The 21,740-nt window shown below is 56.2% G+C and carries 17 protein-coding genes; 7 read left to right on the top strand and 10 right to left on the bottom strand.

Annotation, left to right across the window (positions count from 1 at the left end; all coding sequences use genetic code 11):
- Nucleotides 1–403: 403 nt before the first annotated feature.
- Both tpx and HUV30_RS08600 read left to right on the top strand, forming a co-directional pair.
- Nucleotides 404–919 carry a thiol peroxidase gene (tpx, locus tag HUV30_RS08605; protein ID WP_174405034.1) on the top strand — a complete coding sequence of 172 codons (516 nt, stop codon included), beginning with the start codon at nt 404–406 and terminating at the stop codon, nt 917–919.
- A 202-nt stretch (nt 920–1,121) separates the two neighbouring features.
- Nucleotides 1,122–1,574, top strand: a complete 453-nt coding sequence (locus tag HUV30_RS08600) for a hypothetical protein (protein ID WP_174405033.1) — start codon at nt 1,122–1,124, stop codon at nt 1,572–1,574.
- Nucleotides 1,575–1,633: 59 nt separating this feature from the next.
- Here HUV30_RS08600 and HUV30_RS08595 read toward each other — a convergent pair whose 3' ends face one another.
- Nucleotides 1,634–1,873: a hypothetical protein gene (locus tag HUV30_RS08595; protein WP_174405032.1), complete on the bottom strand. Its 240-nt coding sequence runs from the start codon at nt 1,871–1,873 to the stop codon at nt 1,634–1,636.
- Between the two features lie 103 nt (nt 1,874–1,976).
- Between HUV30_RS08595 and HUV30_RS08590 the strand changes: the two genes are divergently transcribed.
- Nucleotides 1,977–4,127: a Tex family protein gene (locus tag HUV30_RS08590; protein ID WP_174405031.1), complete on the top strand. Its 2,151-nt coding sequence runs from the start codon at nt 1,977–1,979 to the stop codon at nt 4,125–4,127.
- 353 nt (nt 4,128–4,480) lie between these two features.
- Here the strand turns inward: HUV30_RS08590 and HUV30_RS08585 are convergent, their stop codons facing one another.
- The 9 genes from HUV30_RS08585 to HUV30_RS08545 form a co-directional block, all read right to left on the bottom strand.
- Nucleotides 4,481–6,184, bottom strand: a complete 1,704-nt coding sequence (locus tag HUV30_RS08585; protein WP_174405030.1) for an AMP-binding protein — start codon at nt 6,182–6,184, stop codon at nt 4,481–4,483.
- 216 nt (nt 6,185–6,400) lie between these two features.
- Nucleotides 6,401–6,958 carry a helix-turn-helix domain-containing protein gene (locus HUV30_RS08580; RefSeq protein WP_174405029.1) on the bottom strand — a complete coding sequence of 186 codons (558 nt, stop codon included), beginning with the start codon at nt 6,956–6,958 and terminating at the stop codon, nt 6,401–6,403.
- A gap of 203 nt (nt 6,959–7,161) precedes the next feature.
- Nucleotides 7,162–8,592, bottom strand: a complete 1,431-nt coding sequence (gene dnaA, locus HUV30_RS08575) for a chromosomal replication initiator protein DnaA (protein ID WP_174405028.1) — start codon at nt 8,590–8,592, stop codon at nt 7,162–7,164.
- Between the two features lie 357 nt (nt 8,593–8,949).
- Nucleotides 8,950–9,672, bottom strand: coding sequence for an FAD-dependent thymidylate synthase (gene thyX, locus HUV30_RS08570; protein ID WP_174405027.1), 723 nt, complete (start codon nt 9,670–9,672; stop codon nt 8,950–8,952).
- Between the two features lie 27 nt (nt 9,673–9,699).
- Nucleotides 9,700–10,683 (bottom strand): Holliday junction branch migration DNA helicase RuvB, encoded by a 984-nt coding sequence (gene ruvB / locus HUV30_RS08565; RefSeq protein ID WP_174405026.1) that lies wholly within the window; start codon nt 10,681–10,683, stop codon nt 9,700–9,702.
- Nucleotides 10,683–11,288, bottom strand: a complete 606-nt coding sequence (gene ruvA, locus HUV30_RS08560; protein WP_174405025.1) for a Holliday junction branch migration protein RuvA — start codon at nt 11,286–11,288, stop codon at nt 10,683–10,685. Before ruvA ends, ruvB begins: the two co-directional genes overlap by 1 nt.
- 116 nt (nt 11,289–11,404) lie before the next feature.
- Entirely contained in the window at nt 11,405–11,905 is a 501-nt protein-coding gene (gene ruvC, locus HUV30_RS08555) for a crossover junction endodeoxyribonuclease RuvC (protein WP_174405024.1), read from the bottom strand.
- A 74-nt stretch (nt 11,906–11,979) separates the two neighbouring features.
- Entirely contained in the window at nt 11,980–12,723 is a 744-nt protein-coding gene (locus HUV30_RS08550; RefSeq protein ID WP_174405023.1) for a YebC/PmpR family DNA-binding transcriptional regulator, read from the bottom strand.
- Between the two features lie 107 nt (nt 12,724–12,830).
- A complete protein-coding gene (locus HUV30_RS08545) occupies nt 12,831–13,466 on the bottom strand; it encodes an RlmE family RNA methyltransferase (protein ID WP_174405022.1) in 636 nt (211 codons plus the stop codon).
- Between the two features lie 56 nt (nt 13,467–13,522).
- On the opposite strand from HUV30_RS08545, the gene HUV30_RS08540 reads away from it, so the two are divergent.
- The 4 genes from HUV30_RS08540 (at nt 13,523) to HUV30_RS08525 (ending at nt 21,714) form a co-directional block, all read left to right on the top strand.
- The gene (locus tag HUV30_RS08540; protein WP_174405021.1) at nt 13,523–15,079 is read left to right on the top strand and encodes a glycosyltransferase family protein; all 1,557 of its coding nucleotides are present in this window, start codon (nt 13,523–13,525) and stop codon (nt 15,077–15,079) included.
- Nucleotides 15,080–15,209: 130 nt separating this feature from the next.
- Nucleotides 15,210–18,983, top strand: a complete 3,774-nt coding sequence (locus HUV30_RS08535; protein ID WP_174405020.1) for a PAS domain-containing hybrid sensor histidine kinase/response regulator — start codon at nt 15,210–15,212, stop codon at nt 18,981–18,983.
- Nucleotides 18,980–20,110 (top strand): response regulator, encoded by a 1,131-nt coding sequence (locus tag HUV30_RS08530; protein ID WP_174405019.1) that lies wholly within the window; start codon nt 18,980–18,982, stop codon nt 20,108–20,110. Before HUV30_RS08535 ends, HUV30_RS08530 begins: the two co-directional genes overlap by 4 nt.
- Complete coding sequence (locus tag HUV30_RS08525; RefSeq protein ID WP_174405018.1) at nt 20,107–21,714, top strand: response regulator; 1,608 nt, start codon at nt 20,107–20,109, stop codon at nt 21,712–21,714. Before HUV30_RS08530 ends, HUV30_RS08525 begins: the two co-directional genes overlap by 4 nt.
- Nucleotides 21,715–21,740: the final 26 nt, after the last annotated feature.

The raw sequence follows: 21,740 nt of genomic DNA, 5'->3' as shown, positions 1-21,740 counted from the left end.
AAGACAACGCTCATTGTGGTAAATAATCCAAGAGTGACATCCCGCAGTGCCCTCACCACGAGACAGCCGCCACCCGCAGCCTATGAGCCTTCCCTTAGCAAGAGGCTTGCCAGCAATGAATCACCCTGCAAATGCAGGCTTTTCTGCAAATGGACACTTTGCTTGATTGTCAAATTTTACAATTATGTTGAAAACAGTCGCAATAATTTTACAAAATAGTGAAATCAGTTCGTACAAAATGGTAACTTGAGAAAGATGGGCAGAGAGCCATATTTTTTTGTGAGAATTATTCCCATTTAGCTCAAAGTGCGTTATGTTCTCAAACGGGCTGGCTGACGAAGTGATCCGCCAACCCTCACCACCCCAAGATAACAACGTTTTCTGAATAATAAGGAGACTTTCAATGACTGAACGTACCGGCATCATCACCTTCAAGGGCAACGGACTTACCCTGCAGGGCTCTCCCGTCTCCGTGGGCGACAAGGCTCCCGACTTCACCGTGCTCGGCAACGACCTTTCTCCCAAGACTCTGGCAGACTTCAAGGGCAAGGTGCTCATCCTCTCTGCCGTTCCCTCGCTCGACACCCCCGTCTGCGATGTGGAAACCCGCCGTTTCAATCAGGAAGCAGCCAATCTCGGCAACGGCATTGCCGTGCTGACCATATCCGCCGACCTTCCCTTTGCGCAGGCCCGCTGGTGCGGCGCAGCCGGAATTAACGCCGTGACCACCCTTTCCGACCACAAGGATATGGCGTTCGGCGCAGCCTACGGCCTTATCATCAAGGAACTGCGCCTGCTTACCCGCGCCGTCCTCGTCGTGAACAAGGAAGGCAAGATCGTCTATCAGGAAGTGCTGCCCGAAGTTACCAACGAACCCAATTACGAAGCAGCCATTGCTGCCGCCCGCGCAGCGCTGTAATCCTTCTGCCATACATCGCATACAAAACGGCTCCACCTGTGTGGGGCCGTTTTACGTTTTTGTCAAAACACACATTTGGTCCATATTCCGGCCTGTTCTTGCATCATGCTGCGCGATACAGTACCTTGCCCGAACCGTCTCCCGTAACAGGAAGATGCATGATGCAACCTATTTTACCGGTCTTTCCGGCAGCAGGATCACAATGGACACGCAGAACATCCGCACACATATTTCCAACGTCATTCTCGCCCGTCTGTCCGATTCACGCGAACGCAGAACCGAAGCCCTTGGTGAATTCATGGGCGTGACCATGCCCAATGTCGAAAACAGGGCCGCAGGACAAGTTGCCTCGCTGGTGCCCGAGATTCCCGCATCCGTCTACCGGAAGTGGGTGGACATGTTCGTGGACCGTCTTCTTGAGACTGTGCCGCTCAACCAGCTTGCCGAACTGTGCACCGACACCGAGGAAAACAGGGCCACCCTGTCGCTGGTATACGTCATGTTCATGGAATCACAGCGTATGGAAAAGCAGATTGCCGAAGACCTCTCCGCCCTCGGCATGGAACAGTCCGGTCAGGACGACGTGGGCAATACGCTTGCCGACTACCTGCGCGCCAAGCTGGCCAATCTCAAGGGCGACCTGCCCGCGCAATAAAGATGAGGCCGCCAGGGCGGCCTCATGTGTTTCATGCATTTATCGGAACCCAAGGCAGACTATGCCTTGCGCTCCACCTTAAGACCATCATCCGTGGCCGAAAGAAGATACGAACAGCCGGGGCAATCAAGCTCGTAAGACATACTCGGGAAAAGGGTGGCACGCGATGACCACTCATCACCCACAAACACCTCTCTTGCTCCGCCGCTTTCTTCGTAGCGCACCACAGCGCCATCTGCCAATGACACCATTTCCGCCTCCCTGATGACAACAGGAAGATCACGTTCCGAATAGTTCATGTTTCCTCCTTTCCGTAGAAACGGTTACGTGCAATAACGTATCCACGGAATCAATGTAAGCATACATTCACAAACAACAACAGCTTTTTTTCAAAGAACCAGCATGACCACATTTGCCACACGCATTGCCAAAGAACTTTCCCTCTCCGCAGCCAAGGTTGAAGCCGTTATCGCCCTGCTTGACGACAGCGCCACCATTCCGTTCATCGCCCGCTACCGCAAGGAAGTCACAGGGGGCATGGATGAAGTGGCCATTGCCGCCATCCGCGACAGGAACGAACAACTCGGCGAACTGGAAAAACGCCGCAGCGCCATCACGCAGTCGCTGGAAGAACGCGAGCTGCTCACTCCGGAACTGCGCAAGGCAGTGGACGGGGCAGAAACCCTTGCCGCGCTTGAAGACATCTACCTGCCCTACCGCCCCAAGCGGCGCACCAGAGCGCAGATTGCACGCGAACGCGGGCTTGAGCCGCTTGCCGACATCCTGTGGAAGCAGGACCCGCGCGATGTGCCGCAAAAGGCAGCCGCGCAGTTCGTATCGCCGGAAAATGACGTACCAGATACGGAAGCTGCCCTCGCAGGCGCCCGCGACATCGTGGCTGAACGCATCAGTGAAGACACGGAAACCCGCAAGGTCATGCGCATCATGTTTTCCATGCGCGGCCAGCTCGTTTCATCAGCCACCAAGACAGCCGGTGAAAAAGCCGATGAAGCAGCTACCTTCCGCGACTATTTCAGCTGGCAGGAACCTGCCAAGGCGGCTCCCGGCCACCGTATCCTCGCCATGATGCGCGGCGAGCGCGAAGGTATGCTCAGCCTTTCCCTGCGCCCTGATGAACCCATGGCCCTGCAGGCGCTGAAACGGCATTTCGTCACCGGCAGCAGCCCCTGCTCCCGTCAGATGGATATGGCGGCCGAAGACTGCTACAAGCGGCTGCTTGCCCCTTCCATGGAAAACGAGGCCCGCACCCTGCTCAAGAACCGCGCAGACGAGGAAGCCATAGCCGTGTTTGCAGCCAACCTGCGCGAGCTGCTGCTGGCTTCCCCCCTTGGACAGAAGCGCGTGCTTGCGCTCGATCCCGGTTTCCGCACCGGTGCCAAGCTGGTCTGCCTCGATGCACAGGGGGCTCTGCTCCACAATGAGACCATCTATCCCGTTACCGGCGGTGCCAAGGTTGAAGAGGCCGCCAAACGCGTTACCGCCCTCGTCTCCAAGTTCAATATCGAAGCCATCGCCATCGGCAACGGCACGGCATCGCGCGAGACGGAAGCCTTTGTCCGCAGCCTCGGCCTGCCGGAATCCGTCATGGTAGTCATGGTCAACGAAAGCGGGGCGTCGGTGTATTCCGCCTCTGATGTGGCCCGAAAGGAATTCCCCAACCACGACGTAACGGTACGCGGCGCCGTGTCCATCGGCAGACGCCTCATGGACCCCCTTGCCGAACTGGTGAAGATCGATCCCAAGGCCATCGGTGTGGGGCAGTATCAGCACGATGTGGACCAGACAGCCCTCAAGAGCTCGCTGGAAGACGTGGTTGTATCCTGCGTGAACAGCGTGGGCGTGGAGCTGAATACCGCCAGCGCGGAACTGCTGACCTACGTCTCCGGCCTCGGCCCCACGCTGGCAGCCAACATCGTTGCCCAGCGTACGGAAAGCGGCCCCTTTGCATCGCGCAAGGAGCTTCTCAAGGTCAAACGCCTCGGTCCCAAGGCCTATGAACAGTGCGCGGGCTTTCTCCGCATCAACGGCGCAAAAAACCCGCTTGATGCATCTGCCGTACATCCGGAATCCTACGCCATAGTGGAACGCATGGCCAAGGATCAGGGATGCACCGTTGCCGACCTCATTCGCGACGAGACCCTGCGTAAGCGCATACGCCTTGATGACTACGTCACCGATACCATCGGCCTGCCCACCCTGACCGACATCGTTCAGGAACTGGCACGGCCCGGCCGTGACCCGCGACCCGAGTTTGCGCCCTTCTCCTTTGCCGACGTGCACACCCTTGCCGACCTTTCCACCGGCATGGAACTACCCGGTATTGTTACCAACGTGACCAAGTTCGGCGCGTTTGTGGATATCGGCGTGCATCAGGACGGTCTGGTGCATGTATCCCAGCTTTCGGACAACTTTGTGAAGGACCCTGCTGATGTCGTGCGCGTGCAGCAGCGCGTGCGTGTACGCGTGGTGGAAGTGGATCAGCAGCGCAAACGCATCGGCCTGACCATGAAGGGCGTTCGCCAGAAGATCTGATACGGGCACGCCCGTGGTGCCATCTGAACGGCGATGGCGGAAGCTCTGCCTTTCGCAACACCATACCGCGACTACAAGATTACGCGAACGACAAGACGCGACTGCGAAAAAAGGCCGGAAGCTTATGCTTCCGGCCTTTCAGACTGCTGACAAAGTCATTTTTGGTATTTTTTTTGGCTCCGCCGGGCAGGAACCTAACGTTCCTGCACCTCGTATAAGCGATGAAAATCCGTTTTTGGACCCCAGTTCCGGCTTAACGGGAATGCGGTTATACTGAAAACGAGGGTTTGTCATTAACCTGAAAGGCCGGAAGCTTGTGCTTCCGGCCTTTCATATAGATATCCCGACGGATACTATTTTTTTGCGGCTTCTTCGTCACGCTGACGAATTTCCACCCGGCGGATCTTGCCGGAAATGGTCTTTGGCAACTCGGCCACGTAATCGACTATACGCGGGTATTTGTAGGGAGCTGTCACCTTTTTCACGTGGTCCTGCAGCGTCTTGGTAAGCTCGGGAGACGGCGTGAAACCGGCAGAAAGCACCACGGTCGCCTTGACTATCTGCCCGCGCAGGTCATCGGGAACACCGGTTACAGCGGCTTCCACCACTGCTTCGTGCGAAACAAGGGCGGATTCCACCTCGAAAGGTCCGATACGGTAGCCCGAGGACTTGATCAGGTCGTCCACACGGCCGAGGAACCAGAAATAGCCGTCTTCATCCACCCACGCCTTGTCGCCTGTGTGGTAGTACCCGTTCAGCATGACGGAAGCGGTTTTTTCAGGATCTTCCATATAACCGGTAAAGAGGCCCACGGGGGTCTTTTCCGAAACACGCACGCAAATTTCGCCTTCCTCACCGGGAGGACAGATTCTGCCTGCCATATCGCGCAGCACGATATCCCAACCGGGAGCAGCGCGGCCGATGGAACCGGGTTTCGGCTCCATTGTGGGCAGGGTGCAGATCTGCAGGGTGGTTTCCGTCTGCCCGTAGCCTTCATAGATGGGCAGACCGGTTTGCTTCTTCCATGCAAGGAATACGCTGTCGTTGAGCAGTTCACCGGCCGTGGTGCAATGGCGCAGGGCGGAAAGATCATACTTGGCAAGGTCCTCACGCACGAGAAAACGGTATACCGTGGGCGGTGCGCAGAAGCTGGTCACCTTATGTTCCGCAAGTTGCTCAAGCAGACGGGCAGGCTCGAACTTGCCACGGAAATCCCATACAAAAACGGAAGCACCGGCAAGCCACTGCCCGTAGAACTTGCCCCACACGGCCTTGCCCCAGCCGGTATCGGCAAGGGTGAGGTGCAGGTCACCTTCTTCAAGGTCGTGCCAGTATGCGCCGGTCATGTAGTGACCAAGCGGATAGGTATGGGTGTGCTCCACCATCTTGGGCATGCCCGTGGTGCCGGAAGAAAAGAAAATGAGAAGCGGGTCTGAACCGCCTGCCAGCGCATCCCCCTGCGGCTTGGGGAAAACGGGCGAGGCATCAGCCACGGCAGTTTCGTAATCCAGCCAACCGTCAGGACGCGAGTCAGGACGCGAGTCAGGACGCGAGTCAGGACGCGAGGTGCCACCGACCTCCACGAGACAGGTCAGGGAAGGGCACTCGGGGCGGGAAGCCTCCACACGGTCGGTGATGGAATCTTCCACGATCATGGCGCGGATATTGGCACGGTTGACGCGGAAGATGATGTCTTTGGGAGTCAGCTGCGAGGGAGACGGAACGGGTACTGCGCCCACCTTGTGGCAGGCAAGCATGGCCACCCAGAATTCCACCCGGCGATACAGCACCAGCATGACACGGTCGCCCTTTCGCAGGCCCTGCGTTTTCAGCACATTCGCAAGGCGGGAAGAAGCATCCTTGAGCCATGAAAAGGTATAATCGCGGCGTGTACCGTCATCATCCACATGCACAAGCGCAAGAGGATTGCCGGAACCATCGACCGTTGCGTCCGCCAGACGATCAAGGTCGTCAAAGGCAAAATTGTATTTCTCGGGAACTTCAAGGGAAAAACGGGAAACAAGTTCTTCGTAACTGGAACATGAAAGTTTATGCATGGCTCTGCGTCCTTCAAAACGGGTCAATACGGAGTGCGCGCAAAGCGCACAAAGTAACCTCTGTGCAGGAACGCCACACCGCAGGGGTCAGTTGCTGTCTGACCGGTTAACGGCTGGCGGCCGGGCCCATGAGGGCCTGTTTCCATCCGGAGGCATCCAACGATGCCGCACACCGGAAAGTGTGCTCACGCGGCGTATCCGCGCACCGGATGGAAACTAGCTAATCACGTCCAGGAATACGGCCTCTGCTTCATCAAGACCGCGAAGAGCGTGCGGAATTTTGGAGTCGAAATAGATGGAATCGCCGGGTTCGAGCTCATGCCGGCGCTGGTCGAGCCAGATTTCAAGCCGTCCCTTGAGAATATAGATGAACTCCTGCCCGCCGTGCTCGTTCCACACGAGCTCATTCTCGTCCTTGGGGGGCACTGTCACAAGGAAGGGCTCCATCCGTTTGTTGGTAAAACGCGATGCCAGATGCAGATAATCGTAGTCCGCACGGCGGGCCACACTGAGTCCCTGCCCCTTGCGCACCAGAGTGTAATCGTGCAGGTGCGCCTCGTGGCCGGAAATGAGCGAGGTGATATCCACGCCGCAGGCATTGGCCACATCCTTAAGATAGCTGACGGGAATCTCGGTCTCGCCTTCTTCATACAAGTTCACCGTTTCGGGCCGCACACCGATCTTGGCGGCAAGCTCGTCCACCGACAGCCCAACGGCCTCTCGCAGGCCCAGCAGTCTGGGCGCTATTTCCACATACGCCTGTCCCGTCTCCATAATCACTCCTTGAAGCATGAGTGCGACACGCTCTTTTTCAGAATGAGCACACTCTTTTATGATCCACCCGCCTCTTTCCGGCGGGCATCAATCTCTGTATCCATTTCCGCTCCGCTTGAAAAGTACAGAAACGGAAAACGGCACGAATCGGGATGCGATTCGTGCCGTTCTGAGTCAGAAATATACGGAAAAACGCAGCCGTGCTATCGCAGGCTGGTAATTCGTCCGTTACGTTCAATCATGGCCACGGTGTTGGTCACCTGACGGCCGATGGGGGTTTCCTTGCTCATTTCACGCTCAAGGCTGGTAATACCCTTGAGAACCGTGGAATGGGTGCGATTGAAATGCACGCCGATATCCTTGAGGGACATGTCGGTGTGCTTTCTCGCCAGATAAAATACCGTATTGCGTGCAACTACCAACTCACGTCTGCGACTACGGGAATTGAGCTGTGTGGGAGAAAGATCGAAACCGTTGCAGACACAGCGGATAATGCTGTCCATGTCCATGATGATTTCGTGCGAAGCATACTGGCTGACAACATCCCACGCGATGTTCATGGAAATCTGCTGATTCAGGATGCGGGCCTTGAGAATCAGGTTATGCAGGCAGCTTTCGATCTGGCGGACATCGGAACGAATGTTCTCGGCGAGCATGTCGGTAACATTGTCCGGCAGAAACACCTGATACTGCTTTGCCTTGCGGCACAGAATATCGCGGCGGGTGGCGTAATCGGGCTTGTCGATTGCAGCGATGAAACCGGAGCAGAAGCGGGAAACCAGCTGGTTATCCAGCTCCTTCAGGTCACGGGGTGCAAACGAACTGGAAAGCACAACACGGGAACCACGGGACTGCAGAGCCTTGATGGTGGCCAGCACTTCATCCTGCATGCGTTCCTTGCCCTGCAGGAAATGCACGTCTTCAAGCAGCAGCAGGTCCACGTCGCGGTAACGGGCCTTGAAGCGGTCCACATCACGATTCTTGAGGGAAGCGATGAGGCGCGTGGCAAATTCTTCTGCGGTCAGGTACTCGACATGCAGCTTGCTGCGGTTGCTCTGGCGGCAGAGTTCGTTGCCCACTGCCTGCATGAGGTGCGTCTTGCCGAGACCGGGGCCGGAGCTGAGGAACAGCGTATCGGCCGAAAGCGAGGAACGGGTAATGCCCTGCGATGCGGCAAAGGCCAGATCGTTACAGGGACCGACCACAAAGCTGTCGAAATCGAAACGCCAGTCGATGGCCTTGCTGACCAGCGGCTGCGAAATGGGCAGCGAAATCTGCTCATGGGAAGCGGCGGGCGCAACGGCAACACCGGTTCCCTGCTGAGAGGGAAACAGCGGACCGGACGGTTGTGCGTCGGATACGGTGATGGAACTGCGGCGGGCCGGAGCCTTTTGCGGAGTCTTGCTGGCGACAACGGAGACTGTCGCCTGCGGCCCAATGATTTCGGCAGCAGCCGAAGTAATATCGCCAAGCAGTCTGTCACGGACCCACGCGGCCACGAACTCGTTAGGAGCCGTAAGGCTGACCGTGTGACCTTTCACCTCTGCTGACAAAGGAGAAATCCAGACCTTGTAGAGGCCCGGAGTGAGTCTTTTTTGCAGAATCTGCTGGATATGCGCCCATATTTCAAACATGGATGAGTATCTACGTTTTATCAGCTTGAAGTGCAACATTCGAATACAGGCCGATGCGAAACCGTAACAATGTCGATTTCCCCACCGCGACCCAAAACATAACCAACTGTGATAAATAGGATTTTATCAGAACCTGCTATTTATAAGCATCGGTCAGAACCCTACGGAAATCAGCATTTCCCCATGTTATCCACAGAAAATCCACAGCATGAAGAAAAAGTTTTCCACAGCCACAATCTCGTTTTACTCCGAATCAGCAAGAAATCAACGGAATTTTACAAACGCAATCAGGCTTAATGATAGATTTTCCTACTGTTTCAATCAGGATTGTACCTGAAATGGCGAGTGTGACCACCCTCAAGGCAAGGGGTACCTGCCACAAGTAAACTTCTCACCTTCAGGGCAGTAGCCCAGACGCTCACAACGTGCACCGGCGGTTTTGAAAACAACCGGAAGCACTTCGCGGCAGATGTCTAGCATCTGATTTGCCATGCCCCGGATTTCCCATTGCGCCCGCGTGCAGCAGCGGTGCTCGAAAAAGTTGATCAGGCTGCGGCAGTTCATGGTGAACACAATCTTGGATTCCGCTGCCTGAGGAAGTACAAACCGTGCGTCTTCCTTGGCTTTTTCTCCCCTGCCGTTGGCTTCGAGAATATTTTTCAGATCGCGGTAGGCGTTGCCGATTTCCGCAATGAAAGATTCGAACCGTTCCTTCGCCTCGGGAATGCGGGCAATGGCAGGCGGCAGGATATAGTCAAAATCGCTGCCGTCAACATAACGCTGGCTCTGTTGCGAATATGAGGCAATGCGGTGACGCACCAGCTGGTGCGTAAGCGCGCGGGAAACACCCTCGACGGCAAAGGTAAAGCTCACATGCTCAATGGGGCTGGCATGGCCTGATTCCATGACCTTGGTGATGAAGGCCGCCTGCTTGTCGGCAGCGATTTCGCCCGCCAGCAGACGGGGCCACATATCGCCCACGAAACCTGCATGGTAACACTGACGGAAGGCTGCATAGATAAGGGACGTGGCGTCCGGTGTGGACGCAAGTAATTCAACCCGGCACGCTTTCTGCGGCATGGGACACCACCTTGGGGAAAAAACTGGTTAGGCCAAAAGATTCAAATGCCGATAGGCGCGTGCCGTGGCAACGCGACCGCGCGATGTGCGCTTGAGAAAGCCGCACTGGATGAGATACGGCTCGTAAATATCTTCTATGGTCCGCACTTCTTCGGAACAGGCAACCGCAAGGGTCTTCACTCCCACAGGGCCACCGCCGAAATGCTCGATAAGCACAGTAAGGAGCTTGCGGTCCATCTGGTCCAGCCCGCTTTCGTCCACCTCCATACGGCCAAGGGCTTCGGCCGCCTGATCGGAATCAACGGCACCGTTCCCCTTCACCGTAGCAAAATCACGCACGCGGCGCAGCAGACGGTTGGCAATACGCGGGGTTCCGCGCGAGCGCCTGCCTATTTCCAGCGCACCGTCGCGTGTGAGTTCCAGCCGCAAAATTCTTGCCGTGCGGGCTACAATGCGGGCAAGCTCTTCGGGCGTGTAAAACTCCAGCCGCAGAATGACCCCGAAGCGGTCGCGCAGCGGTGAGGAAAGCAGGCCGATGCGTGTGGTGGCTCCCACCAGCGTGAACGGCTCAAGATCTATCTTCACGGTCCGTGCTCCCGGCCCCTGCCCAATGACCAGATCGAGCTTGAAGTCCTCCATGGCGGGATACAGCACTTCCTCCACTGCAGGGGGCATGCGATGGATCTCGTCCACAAAAAGAATGTCGTTGCGGCCCAGATTGGTCAGAATAGCCGCAAGGTCGCCGCTGCGTTCCAGCACAGGGCCGGACGTGGAAACAAGGTTCACCCCAAGCTCGCTGGCCATGATCTGCGAAAGGGTCGTCTTGCCCAGACCGGGGTTGCCGTAAAACAACGTATGGTCCATGGCCTGACGGCGCTCCCGAGCAGCCTGCAGATACACACTCAGGTTGCTGCGCAGCTCCTCCTGCCCGATGAATTCATCCAGCGAGGGGGGCCTTACTGTTTCATCAAGGCAAGTGCTCAGATGGCATTCAGTATCGTGCAACGTCATCAGCGTCCCCTGGCAAGAGCTTTGAGTGCGGCGCGTAAAGCACCGCCCACATCGAGGTCGGGTTCATCCTTCAGAACATTCTTCAGGACTGTTCCGGCTTCATCTTCCGTGTACCCGAGGTTGCACAGGCCGGTCAGGGCATCGCGATAGAGCGAACCGGGGGCAGAGCCATTCAGCACGGCACCGCCGGGCACACGCTCCACCTTGAGCTTGTATTTGAGCTCAAGAAAAATATGCTGGGCGCTTTTCTTGCCGATACCGGAAACGCGGGTCAGCGCCTCCACATCATCCTCCGCCACCACCTGCCGCAGATCGTCCGGCCGGAACTGGGAAAGAATGGCAAGGGCTGTCTTGGCTCCCACCTTGGATATGGAAATGAGCACGGCAAAGGTCTGCCGCTCGTCCCATGTCTGAAAGCCATAGAGCTCAAGCGCATCCTCGCGCACCACGGTATAGGTGAATACGGCGATCTCGCCCCCGCGTTCCGGCAGGCGCGAAAGCGTATGTACCGGCAGGTACACCTCATACCCCACTCCGCCGGGGGTGACCAGAATGACGGAAGATTCTCCGGCTTCGGCAAGCCGTCCTTCAAGATACGCTATCATGCCTGTTACCTCGTTGGCGGGTTGTACCCCAATCCCGTTATAATGTTAAGGGGACGAAGTTCAAATGCCGCAACGTGACCGCAATACGGATTCGGGGAAACACTGAAAAATCGTTTTCAGCGCGCTGCAAGCTTCTCATAGCGGCGCAGTGTCAGATGACACAGGGCAACGCCCAGCGCATCGCTCGCATCCACCGCCCACGAGGGCTTTTTCACGCCAAGAATGGTGGCAACCATGAAGGCAACCTGCTGTTTGTCCGCCCTGCCGGTTCCCACAATGGCCTGCTTGACCTTGGTAGGTTCGTAACTGTGCACATCAAGCCCATGCAATGCACAAGCGGCTATGGCAGCCCCCCTTGCCTGCCCGAGCTTGAGGGCGGAAGCGGCGTTCTTTGCGGTAAACACATTTTCCACGGCCACCACGTCTGGACGAAGCGTGGTGATAACATCGCTTACGCCGCGGAAGATGATGCCCAGCCGTTTCGCTATATCCGCATCGGCAGTCCGCACCGTGCCGCAGTCCACCAGCGATGCCACGCCGGATATCTCGCGCACCACCCCCCAGCCCGTCACGCGGGAACCGGGGTCTATGCCGAGAACCGTAATACCTTGGGTCATTGTGCCGCCTTACCGTCCGGCCATATGGCAGGGGGAAGAAAAACGCCCGTCTTGGACGGGCGTTTCTGGTAGTCTTAAGCCAGCTCGGCCATCGCCTCGTCGGACAAATCGAAGTTTGCCCAGACGTTCTGGACGTCGTCGTTGTCTTCGAGCATGTCCACAAGGTTGAGCAGCTTCTGCCCCACCTGTGCGTCAACTTCGATGGTGTTCTGGGGAATCATCGCCATTTCGGCGGAAGCGATTTCGATTCCGGCTTCTTCAAAAGCGGAGCGGACAGCTTCGAAATCGGCAAGTGCTGCACGCACTTCCCAGGTGGCGTCCTGATCGATTACGTCTTCGGCACCGGCCTCAAGGCCCAGTTCCATGATCTGCTCTTCAGAAATCTTGTCCTTGTCAACGGTGACAACGCCCTTGCGGTCGAACATCCAGCCCACACAGCCGGCTTCGCCCATGGAACCGCCGCCCTTGTTGAGCAGATGACGGACTTCAGCCACGGTACGGTTTCTGTTATCGGTGGCAGCTTCGATCAGCAGTGCAACACCGCCGGGACCGTAGCCTTCGTACATCACTTCCGCGATGTCGCCGCCGGCCAGTTCGCCGGTACCCTTCTTGATGGCGTTTTCGATCCTGTCCTTGGGAAGGTTCACAGCCTTGGCGGCTGCAATGGCGGCACGGAGACGGGCGTTGCCAGCGGGGTCGCCGCCACCTTTCGCTGCAATGATGATTTCCTTGGCAGCCTTGGTGAAGGCCTTGGAGCGTTTTGCGTCCTGACGCCCCTTACGATGCTGGATGTTTGCCCATTTACTATGTCCGGCCATGTTTCCTCCTTGGACCGCACGCCTTGGTCCGGCGTGATGCAGCACGTTTGCTGCTCGTGTTTTTTGTTCAGCTTCCCGCGTGGTTCGCCTGCCTGTTACGGTTCCGCCTATTCGGAACCGGCATCTTCTTCAGACGCGGGCACGGTTTCGAGATCACCCTTGAAACCCATTCCTATATAAAAGGTTTCGATGCTCTCAGCGCGGGAGCTCTTTGGTTTAAAAGTCTTCACAGTTACAAAATGGGTGCGCAGCTCGCTCGCGAATTCATGAAAGTCCGGCCCCATGAAAATTTTCACGATAAAGCTGCCGCCATGTATCAGGCATTTGGTGGCTACGGCAAGTGCTTCGCGGCACAGATTCGCAGACCGGGCCTGATCCGTGAAACGGTGGCCCGTGGTGCTCGGAGCCATGTCGCTCATCACCACATGGATGGGCGAAAGATCGGCCAGAGCATCTTCAAATGCCTGAGAACGCTCGAACACATCCTCTTGCATAAAGGTGACGTTTGGGGGAAACACCGTAGGAGTGGTCTGGATATCGGCCCCCAGCACACGCCCCCTCGGCCCCACCATTTCCGCCGCACCCAGCGACCACGATCCGGGAGCGGCACCGAGGTCAAGGACGTGCATTCCGGGCTTGAATATCCGGAAGCGTTTCTCTATTTCTTTAAGCTTGTAGATGGACCGGGCAGGATAATTCTCCTGCTTGGCCTTCTTGAAATAATGGTCACGATATACTTTCATTGTTTTTCACCTGCGGCTCTTGTATCGTAAAGAGCTAGTAACGCCAAGGCCACAGAATGGACCATCGCCCGGAACGGATACGCATCATACACGAACTTGGCAAGCCCCAATCTCTTCTCTGCGGTGCCGACCAGTTCGACACGTACGGCTCAGGAAGAGACCTCCTGCTTCTCGGCCTCGGCCCTGATCCGGCAATGGCTGCGCAGGCAGTTATGGCAAAAAATCCAGCCGGTGATGCCGTGATCCGCTATGTGGAATCACCTGAATTTTCCGCCCAGATGAACCGGAAGTGGCATGATGCCATTCCCGCCGGCTGGGTGTCCGTTTCCCCCGCAGAATGCACACCCTCGCTGCTGTCCGCATCCACTGTGCTGGCCTTCAGGCAGAACCTGCGGCTGTTTCCTTCCTTCTGGGGGCCGTTGCTGGCAGCTGTGCAGCTGCAGCATCTGCGCTCCCGGAACCCGGGGGGTGGCACACAAGCCAGTCCACAAACACGGACCATCCTGCTGTCCGGCACGGAACACGGCCTGCTCATACGCGAACTCTCCTGCGCCTTTGCAGCAGAGGGGTATGCCGTTCACATTCTCGATCCCGATACCATCACATCCGAGCTGCCCAGGCTGCTGGCGCAGGGTACCCCTGCCCTTTTCTTCAGCGTGAACGCGCAGGGGCTGGACATGTTCGGCGAACGCCACAACCTGCTCAGGGCAGCAGGCGTGCCTGTTGCCATATGGTGTGTGGATACGCCGTGGCACATACTTTCCGGCTGCAAGGCCCCCTTCTGGAAAGAGTCATTACTCTTCGTCACGGATGCCAGCTTCATCCCTGCATTGCAGGCTGCAGGCGCGCGGGAGGTGCACCACCTTCCCCTTGCCACGGACCCTGCCCTGTTTGCCACGCAGGACGATGCGGAGCTCGTGGCACCGCTTGCACCGGTTGTCTTTGTGGGCCGGTCGGAATTTCCCGAACGCCGCAAATATTTTTCAGGCATACACCCCGACGGTGCTTTGCAGAACATCGCGCATGAGATGCTGCTGCGGGGAGAAAGACCGGATTATCACTGGTGGGCCGGCCAACTCGGAGCTGCAGATTTCTGGCCCGACACGCCCCGCGCGGTGGGGGCCAATGCCGCCGAAAGCACGGAATGCTGGCGCACCATGTGCCTGCAGCAGGCACATCCCTGCGGACTTACCGTCATCGGTGATGAACAATGGAAGCCCCGCCTGCCGGAAGGTTCCGACCTGCGCCCCCCTGTTGATTACTATACCGGACTCGCTGCCGTGTACCGAAACGCCCGCATCTCGCTTAACGTCACAGGCATGCTGCTCCCTGCGGGACTCACCCAGCGCCATTTTGACGTATGGGCGGCGGGTGGCCTGCTGCTCACGGACGCAAACCCCGGCATGGATATTTTCCCCCGCCACCTTGCGGACGCGGTGACCTTCCGGCGCCCTGCGGAGATTTCACCCAAGGTAAATCACCTGCTTGCCAACCCGCATAAGGCGGCACAGCTCAAGGCTTTGTGGCGTGAACTCATCCTGCGTGACCATACGTATTTGAACAGGGTGCAAACAGTGCTGAACCTTACGGAGCCACATCGTCTCCATCGTTAATCCACGACCAGACAAGCTCTTTTCCGCTTTGCATTATAACCTGCCGCGAACACCGTTATAAAAGAGCATATACCGTTGCTGCAATCTTCGTCATTCAGTATCCTATGCTAAAAATCAGCTTGGATACCCCATGACAAACAGCCACGTACACACGACGAACAACACCGCACGTTCCAGAGATAGCCAAGTCCTGCTCAGCGCACTCAGTCTTGGGCTTCCTGTCATTCTGGTCGTTGCCGCATCTCTCATCTACCTGCTGCAACAGGAAATTGACTCCCAGAAAACCGTTCTGGAACGTCGGCAAATATCCCTCATCGAGTTTGCGGGTAAATCGCTGGAGCTTGAGATTAACTCCGTTGCCCAGAACCTGATTAATCTCTCCATCCATCTTGAGGTGCGGGACTACCTGACAACATGGTCTCCCAAGCACAAGAAGGCGCTGGAGCAGGAATTCAGCTCCTTCATCAGAAACAACCGGCAATATGATCAGGCACGGCTTCTTCTGATGAACGGTGATGAAGACATCCGCATCAACAAGGAGCCACACGGGGCCTCCATAGTTCCCAGCGATCAACTGCAGAACAAATCCAACCGTTACTACTTCTCCGAGACGAAAGATCTTCCTTCGGAAGCCATCTATTTCTCGCCGCTGGATCTCAATATCGAACACAACGTCATTGAGACGCCTCTCAAGCCGACCATACGCTTTGCTACCGGTGCTGACGACAGACTTGGACAACGCCGGGGCGTTATCGTCCTCAACTACCTTGCAGAAGGCATGCTGCACAGCCTTGCAGACCTTGACCGGAACGAACGCACGGGGCTGATGCTGCTCAACAAAGACGGGTACTGGCTATACCACAGGGATCAGAGCAAGTGCTGGGGGTTCATGTATCCGGATAAAAAGGGACGTACCTTTCAGGCAGAATTTCCGGATGCATGGGAAGACATAGCCGCCACCAGCAACGGGCAGATGTATGTGAACGGCGATCTCATCACCTACACCGCCGTTGAGTATGTTCCCAAGAGCAATCTTGGTCACAGCATGACCCGTTCGCTCTCGTGGCGGCTCATCAGCGTGATCCCGCAAGCCGAACTCGCGGCACTGGCTCGTCAGACATACGTGGACTTCTTTTACCTGTTCGGCGTGCTGACTTCGCTCATTTCCATTGTGGCTTTCACACAGGCAAAGCGCATTAACGAAAGAAAGGCCAGCGAGAAGGAGATCCTGACCAGCCGCAACCGTTTCAAACAGATAGTGGAGAGTTCGTGGGATATCATCTGGGAAACCGATAGCAACGGCCACCTCACCTATGTGAGCCCCCGCATATTGAATATCCTCGGCTACACGCAGGAAGAAGCAGCGACTGTCGCCCCCTTCAATCTGGCTCCCTTGCTGGACCATACCTTTTCCAACAATCCGGACTTGATGAATGCAAGCCACATGCACTGGGAAGAAACCTGCATACACAAGGACGGGCATCCCGTATGGGTGCGTTCGACCGGCACGGCTTTTTTCGACGAGCAAGGGCTGGTGGGCGGATACCGGGGCATAACCCGCGACATCACCGACAGCGTAAAAAACAAGGAGGAGCTGGAAAGTGCCCGCACCCTTGCCGAAGAGGCCAACTCTGCCAAGAGTGAATTTCTGGCCCGCATGAGCCATGAAATTCGTACCCCCATGAACGCCATTGTCGGCCTTGGAAATCTGGCCCTGCGCAAGGAACATGACCCCCGGCAACGCGACTATCTGCAGAAGATAAAGCATGCCTCGGATACGCTGCTGAACATCATCAACGACATTCTGGACTTCTCCAAGATCGAGGCGGGCAAGATTGAGATTGAACGCCACCCCTTCGCTCTGAACACCATGCTCGAAAACGTCATCAACATCGTTGTGCTTGCAGCCGAGGAAAAGGGCATAGAGCTTCTGCTCTCAGTTGACCCCAATGTGCCCGCAAGCCTGTATGGTGATTCCCTGCGACTGAGTCAGGTGCTCACCAACCTTGCGAACAACGCAGTAAAATTCACAGAAGAAGGTGAAGTCACCCTTGCCGTAAGGGGAATTACGCAGGACAAAACAACCGCCAAGCTCCGTTTCAGTGTGAAGGATTCCGGCATCGGCCTGAGCGAAGAGAACATGAAAAATCTATACATGCCCTTTACACAGGCCGATGGCTCCACCACCCGCCTTTACGGGGGTACCGGACTCGGGCTGAGCATTTCCAAGCGGCTGGTCGAACTCATGGGGGGCGACCTTCAATGTGAAAGCAGGCTTGGGCTAGGGACGGAGTTCCACTTCAGCCTGACCTTCGAAATTTCAGAATTCATCAAACAAACGTTCCGCATGCCCGAATCCCTGAAAGGGTGCAAAGTGCTGGCCGTGGATGACAACTCCAATGCCCTGCAGGTACTTGCAGAATCGCTTGAATCCTTCGGTCTGAAAGTGGACACAACCATATCTCCCAGGCATGCCATTTCCCTGGTTCAGCAGGCGGACCCGCCGTATGATATTGTTTTCATGGACTGGAAGATGCCGGAAATGGGCGGAATAACCTGCATACAGGAGATCAGAAAAATCCTGACTCCTCCGAACGACCCCAAGTTCATCATGGTCACGGCCTACGGAAGGGATGAAATACGCCAACGCCTTGCTGAAGAGAATCTGACAGGGCTCATGCTCAAGCCCATAAACCGATCAGTTCTTTTTAATACACTGCTTGAGGCATTCAACTTCGAAATCAGTGAAGCCGTCACCAGCTCCTCCCAGCGGGCTCCATCCATACCGGATCACATACGGGGCGCACGCATTTTGCTGGCAGAAGATAACGAGCTTAACCAGCAGGTTGCAACCGAACTCCTGCAGGGTGTCGGCATGGAAGTCACCTTGGCCCGCAACGGGGAAGAGGCTCTGACCCTTGTCCAGAAGCAAGAATTCCAGGCCGTGCTCATGGATATTCAGATGCCGGTGATGGACGGGCTGGAGGCAGCACGCAGAATTCGCAGCCTGCCCCGGCTGCAGGGAATGCCCATTATCGCCATGACAGCCCACGCCATGGTTTCGGACAGAAACCTCAGTCTCCAGTCCGGTATGAACGACCACGTCAACAAGCCCATCGATCCGGACGAACTGTATGCCACCCTTGGCAAATGGATCCACAAAGGAGGTTGGGAACCTGTTGCAACACCCATTACTCCGGCAGAAACGCCGTCAACGTTCACCACTGCCGAGAACGAGATTATCGACGTTAACGCAGGCATGCGCCGCGTACGCAACAACAGAGGCATCTATGTAAACCTGTTAAACGGATTCCTGCGTGAACAAGCCGACATACCGGCCAGAGTCCGCCAATGCGTAAAGCAGGATAGTCTGGAGGCCGGTTTCCGTCTGGCACACACGCTCAAGGGAGTTGCCGGTAATATCGGAGCAATGTCAGTATATGAAGCAGCAGAACGGACCTGTCAGGCCCTGCGTGACAACAACGCGAACCTGAACGAAGTGCTGATTGAACTGGAAAATACCCTGGACCAGGTGATAAAGGGCATTCCCCTGATCATCCGGACGCAACTGAACGAACAGGCCGAACAGGCTGCCGGTGTCCAGCATCTCACCCCCTCCGGCGCAGATGCCGCCACACCGCCACCGGATGCCATGCCCGTGGAGAACGTTAAAAGCATTCTTCACGACCTTCAGGAAGCCATTGCCATCCATGACATGGCAGCACTGGCCCTTTTCGAGACACTGACTCCGACTCTTGTCAGACTTGATGCAGATCTCACCGCCGAATTGGGTGAAGACCTGGCATCTTTCGCGTTCAAAAAGGCCGCCATACGTGTTGAACGGCTCTCCGAGCTGTTCCGCAAAGAACAGGACAAGCCGATACAACAGGAGGAACAATCATGACCTCCGCAATGCGCATTCTCATCGTTGACGACACCACGGCCAATATACTTATCCTCAGGGAAATCCTGAAAGACGAGTTTGCCATCAGTGCCGCCACCAACGGGCGCGAAGCTCTGGAGCTGGCGACAGCTGAACCGCAGCCGGACATTATTCTGCTGGACATCATCATGAGCGGAATGGACGGCTATGAAGTTTGCCGGAGATTGAAGGCCGACCCGCGCACCGCATCCATTCCCGTACTTTTCGTCACAACCCTTTCAGATACCGAAGACGAGGCCAGAGGCCTTGAACTAGGGGCTGTTGACTACATAACCAAACCATTCAGCCCCCCCATCATCAAGGCCCGCATACGAAATCACCTTAAACTTAAGGGATATCAAGACAATCTTGAACATCTTGTCGAGGAAAGAACAGAGGAGATAGCCCTCACCCAGTCCGTCACCATTTTCAGCATGGCCTGCCTTGCGGAAATGCGCGACAACGAGCTGGTGGGACACATCAAACGCACCCAGCTCTATGTGCGCCTGCTTGCGGAGCAACTTGCGGGCATGGCGGAATATGCAGCGTATTTCAAAGAAGTTCCCGTCGATATGCTCTGCGCTTCCATCCCCCTTCATGACATCGGCAAGATTGGCATCCCCGATCACATTCTGCTCAAACCCGGCAGGCTGACCGATGACGAATTCGTGATCATGAAACTGCATACCATATATGGCCGCGACTCATTGCAACGCGCCGAACGTATGCTGAATACGTCCAATTCCTTCCTGCGTGTCGCAAGGGAGATTGCCCATACCCATCATGAATGGTGGAACGGAAACGGATACCCGCAAGGTCTTTCCGGCACGGATATTCCCCTTGCCGGAAGATTGATGGCCGTGGCCGATGTCTATGACGCACTTATCAGCAAACGCGTCTACAAGGAGCCCATATCGCATCATGAATCGCTGTCCATCGTTGCCGAGAGTTCCGGCAAACAGTTCGATCCGCAAATCATCGATATTTTCCTGAGGATAGAAAAAGATATCCGTGCAGCCGCAATCATGCATGCAGACTTTGAGGAAGAGCGACAGTGCCTGATGAACAACATCATGTGCGGCACCGATAGCAGAAGGTCACCTAAATGAAGCCCATCAGATACCGAATTCTGATTGTTGATGACACGCCGGCCAATATCGAGATGCTCTATGCCATCCTGCAGCCGGAATACGCCATCAATGTCGCCACCAACGGGCAGGACGCCGTGGAACTTGCGGCCAATACTCCGCCGGACCTTATCCTGCTTGATATACTCATGCCCGGCATGGACGGGTATGAAACCGGCGCAGCCCTCAAAGCAAACCCGAAGACGGCGAACATTCCCATCATCTTCGTCACGGCGCTGAACTCCAATAACGACGAAGAAAAGGGCTTTGATATCGGCGCGGTAGACTTCATCTCCAAGCCTTTCAATCCCGCCATTGTGCTCGCAAGAGTAAAAACGCATCTGGCACTCTACAACCAGAACAAGGAACTGGACAGTCTGGTTCGCAAACGGACAGCTGAACTCTCCAAAGCAAAGGAAGCGGCAGAAGCGGCGAGTCAGGCCAAAAGCCTGTTTCTGGCAAACATCAGTCATGAGTTGCGAACGCCGCTCAACGGCATTCTGGGCATGGCCCAGTTGCTGGAAGGCAGCCAGCTCACTCCGGCACAGAAGGAGCTGCTCACATTTCTGAACCAATCCGCCGTGCGGCTCGGGTCTCTGGTCACGTCACTGCTTGAACTTTCACACATTGAAACGGGAACCCTGAAAATCGATAAGAAACCCACGCGCATGAAGGAGACCCTGCGGCCCCTTATTGACGTGATACAGACGCAGGCGCAGCTGAAATCGCTGGATTTCTCATACCACTACGCGGACTCCATTCCCGAACAGCTGCTGTGCGACCCCGGCTGTCTCAAGCAGATTCTCACCAACGTGCTGTCCAACGCGGTCCAGTACACCCAGAAGGGTTCGGTGACGCTGACAGTGGCCCCGCATGGCGGGGCTCAGGAGATCTCTTCGCGCTTCATCAACATCCTGTTCACCGTACAGGATACGGGCATTGGCATCTCGCAGGAGGCAATCAAGCACATCTTCAAGTCCTTCACCATTGCAGAGGACTTCATGACAAAGGAGTTCAGCGGGGCGGGGCTGGGCCTTTCCATCACCCGCAATCTGGCGCGCAAGCTTGGCGGGCGGATATGGGCGGAAAGTGAAGAAGGCAAGGGCAGCACCTTTCACATCCTGCTGCCCTTCGAAATCGTCCGGAAAGAAACTGAAGCCGGCAGAGCATCCGGAGATAAGGGCAGAAAAGAACACCTGCATATTCTGCTGGTGGAAGACGACCCGATCAGTCAGGCAGCAGCCAAGGGCCTTCTGGAGCTGTCCGGACATAAGGTAGTTGTTGCCGGTGACGGCAAACAGGCGATGCACGCGCTGGAAAAAGCAACCTATGACATCATATTGATGGACATACAGCTCCCCGGCCCCAACGGCATGGAGATAACCCGCAGAATCCGTGAAGGGGAAAGCGGCAATCCCGCAGTCCTGACACCGATTATTGCCCTCACTGCCTTTGCCGAAAATGAACGGCTCACGGATAAGGACAGCGGATTCAACGCGGTGCTGAGCAAGCCCTATTCGCGCCAGGAGCTGCTTGAAACCATTGATACCACTCTACGGGCAGCAGCGCAGAAACAGCCATCCTGATTTTGCGTGTACCGCAGCACAGGCGG

The organism is Desulfovibrio subterraneus, assembly GCF_013340285.1.
GTDB classification, from domain to species: Bacteria; Desulfobacterota; Desulfovibrionia; order Desulfovibrionales; family Desulfovibrionaceae; genus Halodesulfovibrio; species Halodesulfovibrio subterraneus.
This window is presented reverse-complemented; position numbering and strand designations above follow the sequence as displayed.